Below are 18,203 nucleotides of genomic sequence, written 5' to 3' on the forward strand. Positions count from 1 at the left end.
GAGTCAGCGAAGGTTATGAATGATCAAAGGTCCGCCCATAACGGATGCCTGATGGGCATCAGCCGCGTTGAGCTTAAGCGTATGCACGGCTGGGCCAGGCAGGAACGGCGCCGCATCGCCGCGTACCCACGTTTCATGTCCCGCGAGGAAATACGGCGACAGCGGATTGCCCGACTGTCCACCGGGCATCTCGAAGATGCCGTCCTGCTCACGCCCTGGCGAGACCGCAAAACGCTCGGATGCGCCGAACACAGGTGACTGCACGCGCGGCATATTGATGTCGCCCGGCAGCGGATCGCCCGGCGTGCTGAGCCAGCTGCGCACCCACGGCAGCCACGAGGGCACGATCCGCGCGAACGGATGCGCGATTGCCGAGCGGTTGTGCTCGCCCCAGCGTGCATCTTCAAGCTTCGTGCCCTTCGGCAATTGCGCGATCGAGCGGTCGATCCGATCGAGCACGAACGCGCGCCAGTCCGCGAAGCCTTCGGGTATCCACGCGTGCTGGCCGGCGAGTGTCTCCATTGTCGCCTCGTAACGCGAGTTCGCCGCGCGATAGCTGAGTTCGGGTGCCATCGCGGTCATTTGCCTGTCGAGCGCACCGAACCAGGCGTCGTACAGCGAGTAGTAGAACGCGCGCACCAGCCGGTAGCCGACTGCAGTCACATCCGCGTGACCATCCCAGGTTTCGACAAGCCGGCGGAATGCCGCGCGGTCGGGATGGCCGTTGAGAGCGGTCGCGTCGAGCGCGTCGAGCGCAGTACGTCGCCAGGGTTCGATCCAGAAAGCCCGGTCGTCGGTCTGCACCGCCAGCATGTCGCGCTCGGTCGCATGCGGCAAGGCGAGCAGATCGTCGCGAATCTGCGTCGCACGTGCGCCGAGATCGGCACCCGAATCGCCGATGCGTGCCGCCTCGTCCGGCGGCAACGTCCGGTTGTTCGCAGTCCAGATGCGGCCCGCCGGCGGATCGATGCGCAACGGATACGCATCGGGCGGCAGATATCCCTGCCAACCGCGATAGATATCGGACCGGAAGGGGAAGCTGGCGAGCGCCGTGGCATCCGCATCCGCATCGCCAAAGTGAGGCAGGGGACCGGCGAGCGTCCAGCCGATATGGCCCTGCGCATCGGCCGCCATGAAGTTCTGCGTTGGCACGCCGAAGGTCTGCGCAGCGTGCAAAGCGTCGGCGACGTTCGACACGCTTTCGAGTTGCACAAGATTCACGTTGATCGCCTGCGGATCCTGCGCAAGCCAATGCAAGGCATACGCATGCGGGCCAACAACGATCTGGGGCCCCCAGCGGGTTTGCACGACCGGAAGATCGACGCTCGCGCCGCCGTTCACGTCGAGGCGCTCATGGATTACCTGCGCCCTCTGCCAGCCGCCTTCGGGCACGTCATAGCGAAGCGGATCGTGCGGGTCGCGCAGCAATTCGACGAGATCGATGAACCGCCCGTAGCTGTTCGTGAACCCCCAGGCAATATGGCCGTTGCTGCCGGCCACGACGAGTGGCGTGCCCGGCAGGCTCACCCCCGTGATGCGCCGCGCGCCGCCATCCGGCGCGGGATAGATCAGCGATAACCGGTACCAGATGTTCGGCAGCGACAAGCCGAGGTGCATATCGCTCGCGAGCAGCGCGCGCCCGTCCACGCCGTGCGCACCGTCGACCGCGAATCCGTTGCTGCCGACCATCGAATTGACGGGGGCTCCAGCGTCGATGAATCCGGGCACGGCGCTCAATAACCCGGTGGCCTCCTTGTCGAAGTCCGCAGCGGACCGCGTTGCGGGCAGCCATGGCGGCGGCGTCTCGGGCAGGGCGGTGGGCGACGGCGCGAATGCGCGCATGCCGTCGAGCGGAGCATCCCAGCGACTCGTTGCGGGCAGCAGGAACGCAAGCAGGTCCGCAGGCACTCGCTCGCGCAGCGCCGCGTGTGACAGCACATGCGTGACCTGGCCGTACTGCAGGTCGATGTACATGGCATAGACGGCGAGCAACGTGTCCTCAGGGCGCCACGGGACCGGTTGCGTGCGCAGCAGCCAGTATTCGAACGGCCGCGCGCGAAGCGAGTGCAGGCCGTCGTTGACGCCCGCCGCATAGCGTTCGATCAGTTGCCGCTGGTCTGCGGGCAACGCGGGGAGCGCTGCCCGCGCGTGTTCGCGAAAACGCATAGGCCGGTCGCGCCGGTCCAGCGCCAGCGCAGCCGGACCAATGAGCGCGGCCATCTCGCCGGCGGCGACCCGGCGCAGCAAATCCATCTGAAAGAAACGGTCCTGGGCGTGAACGAAACCGGTCGCATACGCGACGTCGTCACGTGTGCTGCCTTGTATCGTCGGCACCCCGAGCGCGTCGCGCGCGATCGTCACCGTTGCGGATACCGGTGCGTCGCGCGTGCCGTCGAGTGTCGGCAGGCTCGCCCGCAGAGTCAACCCGGCGGCCACCACCAACGCGGCCAAAGCGATGACTACGACGCACAGCAGAATCAGCGGCCACGCGCGGCGCCGCTTTTGCGGGAATGGCTCGAACGGATCATTGTGGATCATGCAGGCGGTCGTCCAATGCTTGCTGCAACGGCAATCTGATCGCCGATGCCTTACGACCATAGCATGTTCGTGTAGAGACAATATGTGTGGACGTCACCGGAGCCGGAGAATGATCGTCGTCGCGCTCCGCAATGAGGCGTGCTGATCTCCCGCGTTGACAAGCTCCGCTGGTGCTTCTGGCATGCCGAGCGGGAGAAGGCGAAAGCGCGGATGCAGGGCATTCTGACCATCTGTCGGGTAATTGTGCCTAAGACGCCGGGCATTGCGGAAAGTCTGGCGCAGCTTGACTTTCGGACTGGAGAGCTTTTTGAATACATCGAGGTAAATGGCGGGTCGACGATCAACTACGGCGCAGGACATGGTGGTGGCAAACCTATCCCGACCGCAACGGCCGAATCTGCGGTCAATCAGGTGTTGAACCGGCGCATGTGCAAGCGTCAACAGATGCGCTGGTCGCCGATCGGAGTTCATCTGCTTGCCCAGGTCCGATGTGCTGTCATCAACGGTGACCTAGTCGAAAGACTTGCGAGATGCGAGCCGCCAAGTGACATTGTCACGCGAAGCTGCCGAGCTTATGGAGCAGTTCGGGCTAGCATCAGAGTTACAGCCCCAAGGTTTTTAACGCTCCCGGCATCTACTGACAAAAGGGGATGCCTTTCGGAGGTCGATCTTGCAATTAGAGGCTGACTCCTATTGCGATGACAAACGGTTCTTTATTCTTTGCTTTCCAGTCCTGACGCATTGCTCGAGGTTTCCGATACCGTCCGCCGGAAGAGGGGCATGTCGATCGACGACGGTCGCTGGCGCTGCTTTGGATATCAGAACAAATTCGTTCCATCCCAGTCGCTGGGCGAATGACAATGCGATGAGGCCATTGACTATCTGATTGAAGATCCGTACATGCGCGGGAGGAAAGTCCGTAAGTTGGCGGCCTAACTAACGACGCCTTGCCTGACATAGAACGAAACGCGGAGCGCTGAAAATGCCTTGGTCCGTCAGACGGGAAAGGAATTCCGGCAGCGTCTGGAGCGTGCAGGGCGGTGATACGGTGCGAGCGCGGCGACGAACCCTTGCCGCCGTCTTGATCGTCGCGCTCGCTCTTGCGTGCCTGGAAAGAGAGTTGTCCCGCAAGCATGACGGTTCGCTTCGTTCGCTGCTTGCGCCATATATTGTCAAACTCACGGCGCGCGGGCTAACTGAGTGATGGGGGCGGTTTCGTTCAACAAAACGGATCAACTATGAGCCTGCGAAACAGGTGGTACGGATACGCTTTCGGCGTATTGATCAGCTCGACGATAATGTGCGCCGGCATGCTTTCCGCGCAGGCCGAGCCCAACCACGGTGGCACCCTGACATGGCTCGTCGCCCCGGAGCCGGCGTCGATCGTGCCGTTGACGACCACTGCCGGCGGCAACGCGGAGATTGGTCCGAAGGTAGTCGAGGGGCTGCTCACGTACGACAAGGATCTCAATCCGCAACCGCTGCTGGCGACCGCGTGGTCCGTCAGCAAGGACGGGCTCGAGTATCGCTTCACGCTGCGCCGGGGCGTGAAGTGATACGACGGTAAGCCTTTTACGTCCGCCGACGTCGCGTTCTCGATTCTGACGCTCAAGCAGGTACATCCGCGCGGCCGAAGCACGTTCGCGAACGTGACCGACGTGAAAACGCCGGACCCCTACACCGCGGTGATTGAACTGTCGAAGCCGGCGCCGTTCCTGCTGACCGCGCTAGCGGGCACCGAATCGCCGATCATCCCGAAGCATCTGTACGAAGGCACGGATGTCGCAGCGAATCCGTACAACAGCGCGCCGGTCGGCACGGGCCCGTTCATCTACAAGACGTTCGTGCATGGCAGCCATATTCTTCTCGAACGCAATCCGGACTACTGGGACAAACCGAAACCGTATATTGACAAGATCATCGTGCGCTTCCTGCCGGATGCGGTTGCGCGCGCGGCGGCGCTCGAATCCGGCGCCGCCAATCTCGCCGACCAGGCGATTCCGCTGTCGGATGTGAAGCGCTTCACGACGCTGCCGAACTTCAAGGTGGACACGACGAACTGGCCGTACAACAGCAATCACCAGCAATTGATCTTCAATCTCGACACGCCGGTTCTGAAGGACAAGGCGGTGCGCAAGGCGATATCGCAGGCGGTCGACGTCAATGCGTTGAACCGGGTCGTCTGGTATGGCTACGGCCAGGTGTCCGCTGCCGCAATCGGCGCGGCTAACACGAAGTATCACGACGCCGATATTCACTACTTCCCCTACGACGTGGCTCAGGCCAATGCCGCGCTCGACGCCGCCGGACTCAAACGCGGACCGGACGGCAAGCGCTTCAAGCTGCGACTGCTCTTCAACCCGTTCCAGGACCCGCGAGCCGCCGACTTCGTGCGGCAATCGCTCGCCCGAATCGGCATCGACGGCGAGATCGAAAGCTACGATTTCGCGACCTACGTGAAGAAGGCCTACACCGATCGCGCCTTCGACATCACGCTCGAAGCACTGTCGAATACATTCGATCCGACGGTTGGCGTGCAGCGGGTGTTCTGGTCGAAAAACTTCAAGATCGGGCTGCCGTTCTCGAGTGCCGCGCATTACTCCAACCCGGAAGTCGACCGTCTGCTGGAAGCGGCATCGGTCGAAACCGACGATGCGAAGCGGCGTCAGCTATTCATACAGTTCCAGCAACTCGTTCACGATGACATCCCATCGATCGAGTTCGGCGCGAACCCCAACATCACGATCGTGACGAAGTCGGTGAAGGACTACGCACCGACGGGCGAGGGACTGCGCGGCAATTTTGCCGATCTGTATATTCAGCCGTAAAGCCGGCAGCTGGCGGGCATGAGATATCCCCATCGTTCGCATGCTGCTTCCGCGTGCTCCGGATCTTTCAGGCAGATGCGACCGTCGCTATGTCTTCGGTTGCGCACCGCGTGCGCACAGCTTCGTGCGCTGCGCGCCGCAGCGCTTTCGCATTGCAGACACGCGAATAACGTAAGCGCAAATCGGTTGTTATCCGCGCAAAGACGCATCCCTATACTCACATGCTGTCCTATCGATAAACGTCGACGCCCGGCACATGCGTGCCGGTCTGCCTGTCCAGCACGAGGAAAGACGAATGCCCGCACCCGATCAACAGAACACCGCCGCGCACGAGCGGCTACGGACCGCGCTCGCGTCGCTGCCCGCGCTTGCGAGCGCCATCGGCGCGGACGCCGCGTCGCGCGAAGCGCGCCGCGAGTTGCCGTTCGACGGCTTCGCATTGTTCCGTCGCTCCGGTCTCGGGCGCCTGCGCTTGCCGGTCGAGTGGGGTGGCCTCGGCGGCTCGCTCGAAGACGCGTTCGAGGTCATCGCGACGCTGGCCGCCGCCGACAGCAATCTCGCGCACGCGCTGCGCATCCACTTTGATCAGGTCGAAGCGTTGCGGCTGTCGCCACGCACGCCGTTCAACGAAGTCCAGATTCAGCGGATCGCCGATGGCGCGATTTTCGGCGGCGCTTCAACCGAGCTGGGCACTGCGCGTCCCGGCGAAATCACGACACAGTTGCGCCGCGACGGTGCGCATTACCGGCTGAGCGGCCGCAAGTACTACGCGACCGGCACGGCTTTCTCCGACTTCGCGCGCCTGAACCTGCACGACGAGAACGGCAACGCGGTGCTCGCGATCGTGCCGGTGAAGCGCGAAGGCCTGCGCGTGCTCGACGACTGGGACGGCATGGGACAGCGCATGACGGCAAGCGGCAGCCTCGAATTCGACAACCTGCTGGTTCGCGACGATGAATTGACGCCGCGCGTGCAGACGACGCTCGTCGGTCGTCATGGCGGCGCACTGCGGCAACTGCATCTGGTGGCGGTGGCGGCGGGCATCGTGCGCAACGTCATAACCGATGCGAAGCACTATGTGTTGCGGCATGGCCGTCCCGCGCTGCACAGCCCCGCGCCGTCCGCACGCGAGGACGCGTTCATCCAGCAGGTGATCGGTGATCTGGGCGCGCACAGCCATACGATCGATGCGCTCGTGCGCGATAACGCACGCGTGCTCGAGCGCTCGGCGCGGGCGATCCGCGAGGGCGCTGCCGACGCGGATGCGCTCGTGCTCGAAGGTGCGCTGGCGACGGCCCGCACACAACTGGTGGTCAGCAAGCTCGCGCTCTACGCGGCGGAGCGCATGTTCGAGGCGGGCGGCGCGTCGGCGACGTCGCGCGCGCACAACTTCGACCGGCACTGGCGCAATCTGCGCACGATCTTCAACCACAACCCGCTGCTGCATAAGGCGCGCGTGATCGGCGACTACGAGCTGAACGGCGTGACGACGCATCTGACGGAAGGGCGAGTTTTTTAACCGACGCCGCACGCGGCGGCGAAATCGCGCCGCCAGCTCTCCAACAAGTTCGCTATCGAATTCATAAGGGAACCTACGCAATGAGCCGAGACCTTCTGATCCTGCTGGAACCTGGTTTCACCGATCCGCGCCATCCGGGCGAACGTTTCATCTGTCCGGACGGCGCGCCGATCGAGGGGCTGCTCGCGAGCGACCCCGCGCGCGTCGCTCGACTCGACGTGCTGCGCGTGCCGTTCGAGCGGCCCCGCAAGGCCGTCATCGAAGCGCTCGACGAAGCGCATCAGGGGCTGCCCGCGCTCGTGTTCGGCGACCAGCAGCCAGCGCCCGCCGATGCCGAATCGCTCGGCGAGCGGCGCTTCGTCACCGATCCGCGCCGCATCCTCGATCTGCTCGCCGAGCGGCACGGCTTTCCGAAAGTACATTGATCCAAAGCGGGGGACATCGCCGATGAGCCACCTTCCGGCACGCGCCGCACCGCGCCGTCTGCATCTGAACGTCAACATCCTGCACTCGGGTTTCGTGCCTTCGGCATGGCGGCTCGAAGAGGCTGATCCGCGCGCGTTCATCGATGTGGATCACTACGTTCACGTTGCGCGGATCGCCGAGGCAGGCAAGCTCGACGCGGTATTCCTCGCCGACAATGCGGCGATCGTCGATCAGATCGATTTCCGCCCGATTACCGCACTCGAACCGACGGTGCTGCTCGCCAGCATCGCCGCGGCGACGACGCACATCGGCGTGATCGGCACCGCCTCGACGAGCTACAACGAGCCGTACAACATCGCCCGGCGCTTTGCCACGCTCGACCACGTCAGCAACGGCCGCGCCGGCTGGAACGTCGTGACCACTGCGGACCTGCCGTCGGCGCGCAACTTCGGCCGCGACGCGGTGCCGAACCATGCCGAGCGTTACGAACGGGCCGCCGAATTCACCGAAGTGGTCAAGGCACTGTGGGATAGCTGGGAGGACGATGCGTTCGTCGGCAACAAGGCGGGCGGCCGCTTCGTCGACGTCGCGAAAGTGCATCCGATCGCGCATCGTGGCCGTTACTTCGACGTACAGGGCCCGCTGAACCTGCCGCGCACGCCGCAAGGGCATCCGGTGCTGGTGCAGGCGGGCGCTTCGGCGGACGGCCGGGAACTGGCAGCGCGTCATGCTGAAGCGGTCTTTTCAGCGTCGCAATCGTTCGAGGAATCGGCGGCTTACCGGCGCGATCTGAACGAGCGGGCAGCCGCCTATGGCCGCGCGGCCGTCAAGGTGCTCGCCGGTCTGACGACGATCATCGGCGCGACGCACAGCGAGGCGCTGCGCCGGCGCGATGAGCTCGTCGAGCAGATTCCGTGGCGCTACAGCCTGAATCGCCTCGCGGGTACGCTCGGCATCGACGTCGAGCGCCTGACGCTCGACGCGCCGCTGCCCGACGATCTCGCACTGCCGGGCGGCGGTAACGGCAATCACACGTTTTTTCACGCGACCATCGCCGAGGCGCGCCGTCACGGCCACACCGTGCGCGAGCTGATCCGCGCGCTGGCGGGCGGCACCGGTCATCGCGTGATCGTCGGCACGCCCGAGCAGATCGCGGACGACATCCAGCGCTGGTTCGACGGCGGCGCGGCCGATGGTTTCAACCTGATGCCCGACGCGCTGCCCGGCGGATTGCGCGATTTCGTCGATGGCGTCGTGCCGATCCTGCAACAGCGCGGCATTTTCCGCAGCGAGTACGAGGGGACGACGCTGCGCGAGCACCTCGGACTGAGCCGTCCCCACAACCCGCAACGCTGGCGCGACAGCGCCTAGGGTTGCGCCGCATCACCGCCGGATCAACGACTTGCACGGACCATGAGCCAACGTAAAGGACATCTGCGCCTCGGCGCGTTTCTCTATCCGACCGGACATCACATCGCCGCGTGGCGTCATCCGGACGCGCACGCGGATGCCGGCCGCGACTTTCGTCACTACGTGCAGCTCGCACAGGCCGCGGAAGCCGCGAAGTTCGATCTGATCTTTCTGGCCGACGGCTCGGGCACGCGCGGCGATAAAGTGGAGTTCCTGAGCCGCACCGCGCACAGCTATGTGGCCCAGTTCGAGCCGATCACGCTGCTCTCGGCACTGGCCGCGCTGACCGAGCGCATCGGCCTCGTCGGCACCGCTTCGACGACCTTCAACGAGCCGTATCACATCGCGCGCAAGTTTGCGTCGCTCGACCAGATCAGCGCAGGGCGAGCGGGATGGAATCTCGTCACGTCGTCGAGCGCGCACGAGGCGAAGAACTTCGGCTTCGACGAACATCTCGCGCACGCGCGGCGCTACGAGCGCGCGGTCGAATTCGCGGAGGTGGTCGACGGCCTTTGGGACAGCTGGGACGAAGACGCGTTCGTGCGCGACAAGGCCGCGGGCCGCTACTTCGATCCCGCCAAACGCCATGTGCTCGATCATCGCGGCGAGTTCTTTAACGTGCGCGGACCGCTGAACGTCGAACGCTCGCCACAAGGCCGGCCGGTCGTCGTGCAGGCCGGATCGTCGGAAGCGGGCAAGGCGCTCGCGGCACGCACCGCGGAAGTCATCTTTACCGCGCAGCAGACGCTCGACGACGCAGTCGCGTTTTACGCGGACGTGAAGGGCCGCCTCGCGCAGTACGGGCGCGAAGCGGACGACCTGAAGATCATGCCGGGCGTGATGCCGATCGTCGGCAAGACCGAGGCAGAGGCGCGGGAAAGGTTCGAAGCGCTGCAGGCGCTAATCGACCCGGCGGTTGGTCTTTCGCTGGTGTCCACGCTTACAGGCGGCTTCGATCTGTCGGGCTACCCGCTCGACGGTCCGATTCCCGAACTGCCCGAAACGAACGCGAGCAAGAGCCGTCAATCGCTGACTCTCGAACTGGCGCGGCGTGAGAATCTGACGATCCGCGAGCTTTATCTGCGGGTGGCCGGCGCGCGCGGGCACTGGCAACTGGTCGGCACGGCCGGGCAGATCGCCGATGCGCTCGAGGAGCGCTTCGTCAATTACGGCGGAGACGGCTACAACGTGATGCCGGCGTTGCTGCCAAACAGTCTCGACGACTTCATCCGGCTCGTGCTGCCGGAGTTGCGGCGCAGAGGCTTGTTTCGCCACGAATACGAAGGCCGCACGTTGCGCGAGCATCTCGGCTTGCGGCAGCCGGTGTCGCGCTATCAGCGCCAAGCCGTGACGGATTGAAATCAGCTGGCAGCGACGCGCAACGTCATATCGATAGCACCATCGCTTGGTTCGCCGTGGCCGTGGCCGTTGCTAGGATGACGAGCTATTCACTCCCCATCGATCCCGCAAGGAACCCGACCGAATGGCCCGTTTGACGCGACGCGAATTTTTGATTGCATCCAGTTCGGCATTGGCCGGCCTCGGCTTGCCTGGCGCGACGCGCGCACAGACCGTGACGCCAGCCGTGCCTCGCGGCGGCACGCTGAACGTGCTGATCAATCCCGAGCCGCCGGTGCTCGTGTCGATCTTCCAGACCACCGGCCCGGCGCTCGCGGCGAGTTCGAAAGTGCTGGAGGGGCTGCTCGCCTACGACTTCGACCTCAAGCCGAAGCCGCAGCTTGCAACGGCTTGGAGCATCAGTCCCGATGGCTTGCGCTACACGTTCACGTTGCGGCAAAACGTGCGCTGGCACGACGGCAAGCCGTTCACGCCGCAAGACGTGGCGTTCTCGATCGAGCTGCTCAAGACAGTGCATCCGCGCGGACGCAGCACCTTCGCCAACGTGTCGAAGGTGCTGACGCCCGATGCGCGCACCGTCACTATAGAGCTGACCAAACCGGCGCCGTTTCTGATCAAGGCGCTTTCAGCGGGCGAGTCGCCGATCGTGCCGAAGCATCTGTACGACAGCGGCGACCCGCTGACGAACCCGCACAACAATGCGCCCATCGGCACCGGACCGTTTCGCTTCAAGACGTGGACGCGCGGTGCGAGCATCGTCTACGAGCGCAATCCGGACTACTGGGACACGGGCAAGCCCTACATCGATTCGCTCGTCTACAAGGTCATTCCGGACCCGGCCGCGCGCTCGGCGGCATTCGAGACCGGCGCGCTCGATCTGGGTGGTGAGAATCCGGTGCCGCTGACCGATTTGCCGCGGCTCACGCAGCTGCCGCAGCTCGCCATCGAGACGCGGGGTTACCGCTTTCTGCAGCCCTTGTCCGAAGTCGATTTCAATCTCGACCATCCGATCCTGAAGGATCTGCGCGTGCGCCAGGCCATCGCGCACGCGATCAACGCGCAGGTGGTGCAGAAGACAGTGGCCTATGGCTATGCCGATCTGTCGCCGACGCCGATCACGCCCGCCTCGCCGTATCACGACGCCCAGCTTGCGCCTTATGCGTACGACCCCGCCGCGGCCGAGAAGCTGCTCGATGCGGCGGGACATCCGCGCAGCGCCGGCGGCGTGCGCTTTCAACTGACGCACGACTATCTGCCCTACGGCGACATGTATCGCCGCCAGGCCGACTACGTGAAGTCGGCGCTTGCGCGTGTCGGCATCGATGTGACGGTGCGCGCCCAGGATTTGCCGTCGTTTCTGAAGCGCGTCTATACGGATCGCGAATTCGACTTCACGAGCATCGGCGTGAATACGTTGTTCGATCCGAGTGTCGGGGTGCAGCGTCTGTACTGGTCGAAAAACATCCGGCCCGGCGTGCCGTTCTCGAATGCGCCGCACTACAGCAACCCGGAAGTGGACCGGCTGCTCGAAGCGGCGTCGACGGAACCCGACGAGAGCCGCCGCGTTTCGCTCTATCGCGACTTCCAGCAAACCGTCTATCGCGATCTGCCGATCCTGAATCTGGTCGCGCCGCGCATGGTGACGCTCGCGAACCGCCGCGTGCATGACCATACGGTCAGTGCGCAAGGGCTCGAAGGCAATTTCGCCGATGTATACCTGAGCGCCTGAGCACGAGGACCATCCCATGACACGACGCGCACGCTGGCAGACGATTCTGCGCCGAACCGCATGGCAGGCGCTGCCGACGGTGCTCGGCATCGTCGTGCTGAACTTCCTGCTGCTGAAGCTGATGCCGGGCGATGCCGCCGATGTGCTCGCCGGCGAAGCCGGGTCCGCCACCGCCGAAACGATGACGATGCTGCGCGCGAAGTTCGGCCTCGACCAGCCGCTGCTGCATCAGCTATGGAACTACCTGTCGCATCTCGCGCACTTCAGCCTCGGCTATTCGCCGCGCTACGACATGCCGGTGATGCAACTGATCCTGTCGCGTCTGCCGAACACGCTTTTGTTGATGGGGGTTGCGCTGTCGCTCGCGCTCGTCGCCGGCATCGTGCTGGGGGCCGTGATGGCGCATTGGGCGGGCAGGTGGCCCGATCGCGCGCTGTCGGTGCTGGCGCTGCTGTTTTATTCGACGCCGGGCTTCTGGATCGGCCTGCTTGCGATCGTGCTGTTTTCCGTGCATCTCGGCTGGCTGCCGAGCGGCGGCAACCTGACGATCGGCGCGAACCTGCACGGCGGCGCGTATTTCGCCGATCTTGCGAAACACGTGCTGCTGCCCGCTGCGACGCTCGCGACGTTCTTCGTCGCGATCTATGCGCGGCTCACGCGCGCGGCGATGCTCGAAGTGCAGCGCCAGGATTTCGTGCGCACCGCGCATGCGAAGGGCCTGCATCCGTGGCGCGTGACGGTTCGCCACGTTCTGCGCAACGCGTTGATGCCGCTCACGACCATCGTCGGTATGCACTTCGGCACGCTGCTTGGCGGCGCGGCCGTCACCGAGACGGTCTTCAGCTGGCCGGGCCTCGGGCGGCTCGCGCTCGACGCCGTGCTCGCGCGCGATTTCAGCGTGCTGCTCGGCGTGCTGCTGCTGTCGTCGCTGCTCGTGATCGTCGCGAACGTGCTCGTCGATCTGCTCCAGGCATGGCTCGATCCGCGCATCGCGTGATGCGTGAGAGGTGACGCGTATCCATCGTTTGTGAAGGGACCTGCCATGAGTACCGATTCCTCCGATTTTGATTCACCGGTAGCCGCCGAGGACGCGCCAGTGCACTCGCCGTGGCGGCGTCAGCTCGCGGGCGCGCTTTTCGGCCGCCGCGCTGGCGGACCAATCGCGGATGCACCTCGCCGCACAGGCGCAGGCGCATGGCGTGCGCTGCTGCGCAACCCATCCGCCTGCGCCGGACTCGTGCTGCTCGCCGCGTTCATCGCGCTCGCTCTGCTAGCGCCGCGCCTCTTTCCCGGCGATCCGCTCGACATGGTCGGCGCGCCGTTCGAATGGCCCGGCACCGATCCGCAGTACTGGCTCGGCACCGATTCGCTGGGACGCGACGTGGCCGCCGGCATTGCGCACGGCACCCGCGTATCGCTGCTGATCGGCGCGGCGTCCGCGGCGCTCGGACTCGTGGTCGGCACACTGGTCGGCGCGATCGGCGGCTACGCGGGCGGACTCGTCGACGATCTGCTGGTGCGCGTGACCGAACTGTTCCAGACGGTGCCGTCGTTTCTGCTCGTCACCGTGATCGTCGCGATCGGCAGACCCAACGTCGTCGTCATCGCGCTGGCGATCGGCATCGCTTCGTGGCCGACGGTCGCGCGGATCGTGCGCGCCGAATTTCGCGCGCTGCGTCACGCCGATTTCGTGCTGGCCGCACGCAGCCAGGGATTCAGCGACGTTCGCATCGTCTGCGGGGAAATCCTGCCGAATGCGTTGCCGCCCGTGATCGTCACCGCGTCGGTGATGGTGGCGAGCGCGATCCTGATCGAGTCGTCGCTGTCCTTTCTCGGCATGGGCGATCCGAATGTCGTTAGCTGGGGCGCGATGATCGGCGCCGGGCGCGAGTCGCTGCGCACCGCCTGGTATCTGACCGCGCTGCCCGGCGGTGCGATCGTACTCGCGGTGCTCGCGCTCAATCTGCTCGGCGACGGCCTGAACGATGCGCTCAATCCGCGGCTGCGGCAACGAACCTGAGAGAGGCGACGTGAGCCATCTGCTTGAAGTGCGCGACCTGCGCGTGAGTTTCGGCGCGCATGAAGCGGTGCGCGGCATCAGCTTCGAGATTGCGGCGGGCGAAACGCTCGCGCTGGTCGGCGAATCGGGGTGCGGCAAGTCGGCCACCGCGCTATCGGTGATGCGGCTCGTCGCGCCGCCGGGCCGCGTGACGGGCAGTGTCCGCTTCGACGGCCAGGACCTGCTGTCGCTGAACGCGCGCGAGATGCGCAAGATACGCGGCGGGCGCATCGCAATGGTCTTCCAGGAACCGATGACGTCGCTCAATCCGGTGCTGCCCGTGGGCGCGCAAATCGTCGAAACGCTGCGACAGCATGAGTCGTTGTCGAAGGCGGCCGCGGGCAAGCGCGCGGTCGAACTGCTCGATCTTGTGCGCATTCCCGAGCCGCAGCGTCGCGTGACCGACTATCCGCACGAACTGTCGGGCGGTCAGCGTCAGCGTGTGATGATCGCGATGGCGGTCGCCTGCCAGCCGCGCCTGCTGATCGCCGATGAGCCGACCACCGCCCTCGACGTGACGATCCAGGCGCACATCCTCGAACTGCTGAACGCGTTGCGCAAGGATCTGTCGATGGCGCTGCTGCTGATCACGCACGACCTCGGCGTGGTCGCGGATCACGCGAATCGCGTGGCGGTGATGCTGGCCGGGCGAAAGGTCGAGGAAGCGCGCGTCGAGGAGATTTTTGCGCGGCCGCGGCATGCGTACACGCGCGGTCTGCTCGGGGCCTCGCTGAATCTCGCGGAGGATTCGCACTATCGCTCGTCGACCTTGCCGGAGATCCGGCATGCCGCGCCGGCGCAAGGCGAAGCCGTGTTCACCGTCGTGCCGCGCACGGTCCGGGCGTTTGCGCCACGGGCAGAGACCGCGCCAGCGGGTGGAGCGCCGCTGCTTGCGGTGCGCGAGCTGTGCGTCGACTATGGGCAGCGTCATAGCCGCGCGTCGTTGCGCGCGGTCGACGGCGTCGGCTTCGACATCGGCCGCGGCGAATCGGTAGGGCTCGTTGGCGAATCGGGCTGCGGAAAGTCCACGCTCGCGCGCGCGATCATGCGGCTTGCGCCCGCCTCGCAGGGCGAGATCCGGCTCGACGGCGTCGAGCTTCTCGGGTTGAACGAGCGTGCCTTGCGGCCCTTGCGCCGCCACGCGCAGATGGTGTTTCAGGACCCTTATGCGTCGTTGAATCCGCGCCGCACGGTCAGACAGATTCTCGACACGGTGCTCGTCGTCAACGGCGTGAGCGACGCGCGAGAACGTCAGTCGCGCGTGCAGCGCATCTGGGACCAGGTCCGACTCCCGGCCGCGGCGCTCGAACGCTATCCGCATGAGTTCTCGGGCGGCCAGCGTCAACGCATCGGCATTGCTCGCGCGCTGGTGCTCGAACCGGCGCTACTGATTCTCGACGAACCCGTTTCGGCTCTCGACGTTTCCATTCAGGCGCAGATCCTGAACCTGCTGGTCGAGCTGAAGCAGGAACTCGGCCTGTCGTTGCTGTTCATCTCGCATGATCTTTCGGTCGTGCGATACATCGCCGATCGCGTGCATGTGATGCAGCGCGGACGCATCGTCGAGAGCGGCGAGCATAGCGAAATCTGGCGTCACCCGCGCCACGAATACACGCGCGCGTTGCTTGCAGCGATCCCCGGCCGGGCGCGTGAGGCGATCGCGGCTTGAGCGCGAGAATGAGCGCGAAAAGCAAAGCGCCGCGCATCGATGGGCAAGATGCGCGGCGCTTTGCGCTGACGCCTCGCGGCGTCAGCAGGGTCAGGCGGAAGGACTAGAAGTCGAAGCCGGGACCGCCCGCACCGGGTCCCGCTGGCGATGCGGCCGCTGCCGCATCCTTGGGCGCTTCGTGCACGGTGGCGTCGGTCGTCAGCAGCAGGCTGGCCACGGAAGCGGCATTCTGCAATGCCGTGCGCGTGACTTTCGTCGGATCGACCACACCCGTTTCGACGAGGTCGCCATATTCGCCGGTTGCCGCGTTGTAGCCATAGTTGCCGCTGCCTTCGGCTACCTTGGCGACGATCACGCTCGCTTCCTCGCCCGCATTCGCGACGATCTGGCGCAGCGGTTCTTCGAGTGCGCGGCGCACGATGTTGATGCCGGCGTTCTGATCCGCGTTCGCGCCCTGCAGTGCGGCGATCGCCTGCTTCACGCGGATCAGCGCGACGCCGCCGCCCGGCACGATGCCTTCTTCGACGGCCGCGCGCGTCGCGTGCAGCGCATCGTCGACACGGTCTTTCTTTTCTTTCACCTCGATTTCCGTCGCGCCGCCGACCTTGATGACGGCGACGCCGCCCGCGAGCTTTGCGACGCGTTCCTGCAGCTTTTCACGGTCGTAGTCCGAGGTCGCCTCCGCGATCTGCGCACGAATCTGCTTCACGCGAGCCTCGATGTTGCTCTTCTCGCCGGCGCCATCGATGACCGTGGTGTTCTCCTTGCCGACCTCGATGCGCTTGGCCTGGCCGAGTTCGGCGAGCGTTGCTTTTTCGAGCGTCAGGCCCGTTTCCTCGGCGATGACCTGGCCGCCCGTGAGGATCGCGATGTCTTCGAGCAGCGCCTTGCGGCGATCGCCGAAGCCGGGAGCCTTCACCGCCACCGTCTTCAGAATGCCGCGAATATTGTTCACGACGAGCGTCGCGAGCGCTTCGCCTTCGACGTCTTCCGCGATGATCAACAGCGGCCGGCTGGACTTGGCGACCTGTTCGAGGATCGGCAGCAGATCGCGGATGTTCGAGATCTTCTTGTCGTGCAGCAGCACGTAAGGTTGTTCGAGCGCGGCGATCTGCCGGTCCTGATTGTTGATGAAGTAGGGCGACAGATAACCGCGGTCGAACTGCAGACCTTCCACGACGTCGAGCTCGTCCGCGAGCGACTTGCCGTCTTCGACGGTAATCACGCCTTCCTTGCCGACACGGTCGATCGCTTCCGCGATGCGCTGGCCGATCGATTCTTCGCCGTTGGCCGAGATGGTCGCGACCTGAGCGATCTCCTTGCTGGTGGTCGTCGGCTTGCTGATCTTCTTCAGCTCCGCGACGGCCGCGACGACGGCCTTGTCGATGCCGCGCTTCAGATCGAGCGGATTGAGGCCCGCCGCGACGTATTTCTGACCCTCGCGGACGATCGCCTGGGCGAGCACGGTCGCGGTGGTCGTGCCGTCGCCCGCGGCGTCGCTGGTCTTGGACGCGACTTCCTTGACGAGCTGCGCGCCGATGTTCTGCAACCTGTCGGCCAGCTCGATTTCCTTCGCGACGGACACACCGTCCTTGGTCACGACCGGGCTGCCGAAACTGCGTTCGAGCACGACATTGCGGCCCTTCGGACCGAGCGTCACTTTCACCGCATTGGCGAGCAGGTTGACGCCTTCAACCAGTTTGGAACGTGCGTTATCGCTGAAAGCGACTTCTTTGGCTGCCATGTTTGCTTTCTCCTCAGATTTGAACGACTGCGACGATATCTTCCTCGCGCAGTACCAGCAGTTCGTTGCCGTCGACCTTCACCGCCTGCCCCGCATACTTGCCGAACAACACGCGATCACCGACCTGCAGGTCCGGTTCGACGCGCTTGCCGTCCTCGCCGCGGCGGCCGGGCCCGACGGCGAGGATTTCGCCCTGGTCGGGCTTTCCCGCCGCGCTGTCGGGGATCACGATGCCCGACGCGGTGCGGGTCTCCTGATCGAGACGCTTGACGATCACGCGGTCATGTAAAGGACGTAGGCTCATCGGTTGTTTCCTTCCTGATAGGTAGCGATAAGTAGCTATTGGTAATGCGCTCCGTGGCGCCGGATTCAGGACGTTAAGTCGGCGCGAACGCAAATCAAACCAATGTTTGCGCATATGAAAAGCATCGCCAGAACGAAAGCATCCGGCGCTTTGCATAGCAGAAGAAATTGGTTCACTACGCGATTCGGCCAGGCACACAATCGCAGATCGATGACGGTCCGTAGCGGACCGATGCCGCGAGGCTAACCGTGTGTTGCACAGGGATGCGTTCCCCCGCCGGAGAGGAAATGAAACGCCCGTCGTTGCTCAATCTTGCCGCCGTCGCCGGTGTCGCGATCGTCGTGACGCTGATCGGCGTGAAAAACGTTCATGGCGATGCGACCAACGAGATCCTGAACGTGTCGTACGATCCGACTCGCGAGCTGTATCGGAGCCTTGATGCCCAGTTCATCACGGCGTACCAGCGGCAAACGGGAATCAGGCTGCAAGTGAAGCAGTCGCACGGCGGCTCTTCCCGCCAGGCGCGCACGGTGGTAACGGGCGAGCGCCCACGCTGGCCTGCCGGCTGGCTGGATAGATAGCAAACCGGCTTTCCACTTCCTCACTTCGCGGAGCACA

The 18,203-nt window shown here is 64.8% G+C and carries 11 protein-coding genes and 3 pseudogenes; 11 read left to right on the forward strand and 3 right to left on the reverse strand.

Going from position 1 to position 18,203, the window contains the following annotated elements:
* Positions 1-3: 3 nt before the first annotated feature.
* Positions 4-2,538, reverse strand: a complete 2,535-nt coding sequence (locus AB3X96_RS33260) for a penicillin acylase family protein (protein WP_368592989.1) — start codon at positions 2,536-2,538, stop codon at positions 4-6.
* A gap of 393 nt (positions 2,539-2,931) precedes the next feature.
* Between AB3X96_RS33260 and AB3X96_RS33265 the strand changes: the two are divergent.
* The 10 genes and pseudogenes from AB3X96_RS33265 to AB3X96_RS33310 all read left to right on the forward strand — a co-directional run.
* Positions 2,932-3,131 (forward strand): annotated as a pseudogene (locus AB3X96_RS33265) (ISKra4 family transposase); the annotation flags it as partial.
* A gap of 645 nt (positions 3,132-3,776) precedes the next feature.
* Positions 3,777-5,366: pseudogene (locus AB3X96_RS33270) on the forward strand (ABC transporter substrate-binding protein).
* 295 nt (positions 5,367-5,661) lie between these two features.
* On the forward strand, positions 5,662-6,885 hold the full coding sequence (locus AB3X96_RS33275) for an acyl-CoA dehydrogenase family protein (protein WP_368592990.1): 1,224 nt from the start codon (positions 5,662-5,664) through the stop codon (positions 6,883-6,885).
* An 80-nt stretch (positions 6,886-6,965) separates the two neighbouring features.
* On the forward strand, positions 6,966-7,310 hold the full coding sequence (locus AB3X96_RS33280; RefSeq protein ID WP_368592991.1) for a DUF3088 domain-containing protein: 345 nt from the start codon (positions 6,966-6,968) through the stop codon (positions 7,308-7,310).
* A gap of 22 nt (positions 7,311-7,332) precedes the next feature.
* Positions 7,333-8,682: an LLM class flavin-dependent oxidoreductase gene (locus AB3X96_RS33285; protein ID WP_368592992.1), complete on the forward strand. Its 1,350-nt coding sequence runs from the start codon at positions 7,333-7,335 to the stop codon at positions 8,680-8,682.
* A gap of 42 nt (positions 8,683-8,724) precedes the next feature.
* Entirely contained in the window at positions 8,725-10,080 is a 1,356-nt protein-coding gene (locus AB3X96_RS33290; RefSeq protein WP_368592993.1) for an LLM class flavin-dependent oxidoreductase, read from the forward strand.
* A 124-nt stretch (positions 10,081-10,204) separates the two neighbouring features.
* Entirely contained in the window at positions 10,205-11,809 is a 1,605-nt protein-coding gene (locus AB3X96_RS33295) for an ABC transporter substrate-binding protein (RefSeq protein WP_368592994.1), read from the forward strand.
* 16 nt (positions 11,810-11,825) lie between these two features.
* Positions 11,826-12,806, forward strand: coding sequence for an ABC transporter permease (locus AB3X96_RS33300; protein WP_368592995.1), 981 nt, complete (start codon positions 11,826-11,828; stop codon positions 12,804-12,806).
* Positions 12,807-12,851: 45 nt separating this feature from the next.
* Positions 12,852-13,829 (forward strand): ABC transporter permease, encoded by a 978-nt coding sequence (locus tag AB3X96_RS33305; protein ID WP_368592996.1) that lies wholly within the window; start codon positions 12,852-12,854, stop codon positions 13,827-13,829.
* Positions 13,830-13,839: 10 nt separating this feature from the next.
* Positions 13,840-15,537: an ABC transporter ATP-binding protein gene (locus AB3X96_RS33310; RefSeq protein ID WP_368592997.1), complete on the forward strand. Its 1,698-nt coding sequence runs from the start codon at positions 13,840-13,842 to the stop codon at positions 15,535-15,537.
* 103 nt (positions 15,538-15,640) lie between these two features.
* Here AB3X96_RS33310 and groL read toward each other — a convergent pair whose 3' ends face one another.
* Together groL and AB3X96_RS33320 are read right to left on the reverse strand one after the other, a co-directional pair.
* Positions 15,641-17,281 (reverse strand): chaperonin GroEL, encoded by a 1,641-nt coding sequence (gene groL, locus AB3X96_RS33315; RefSeq protein WP_368592998.1) that lies wholly within the window; start codon positions 17,279-17,281, stop codon positions 15,641-15,643.
* 13 nt (positions 17,282-17,294) lie between these two features.
* A complete protein-coding gene (locus AB3X96_RS33320; RefSeq protein ID WP_368592999.1) occupies positions 17,295-17,585 on the reverse strand; it encodes a co-chaperone GroES in 291 nt (96 codons plus the stop codon).
* 287 nt (positions 17,586-17,872) lie between these two features.
* Between AB3X96_RS33320 and AB3X96_RS33325 the strand changes: the two are divergent.
* Positions 17,873-18,127, forward strand: a pseudogene (locus AB3X96_RS33325) (sulfate transporter subunit); the annotation flags it as partial.
* Between the last annotated feature and the right edge of the window lie 76 nt (positions 18,128-18,203).

This window comes from Paraburkholderia sp. BR13439 (assembly GCF_040948805.1).
Taxonomy (GTDB): Bacteria; Pseudomonadota; Gammaproteobacteria; order Burkholderiales; family Burkholderiaceae; genus Paraburkholderia; species Paraburkholderia youngii.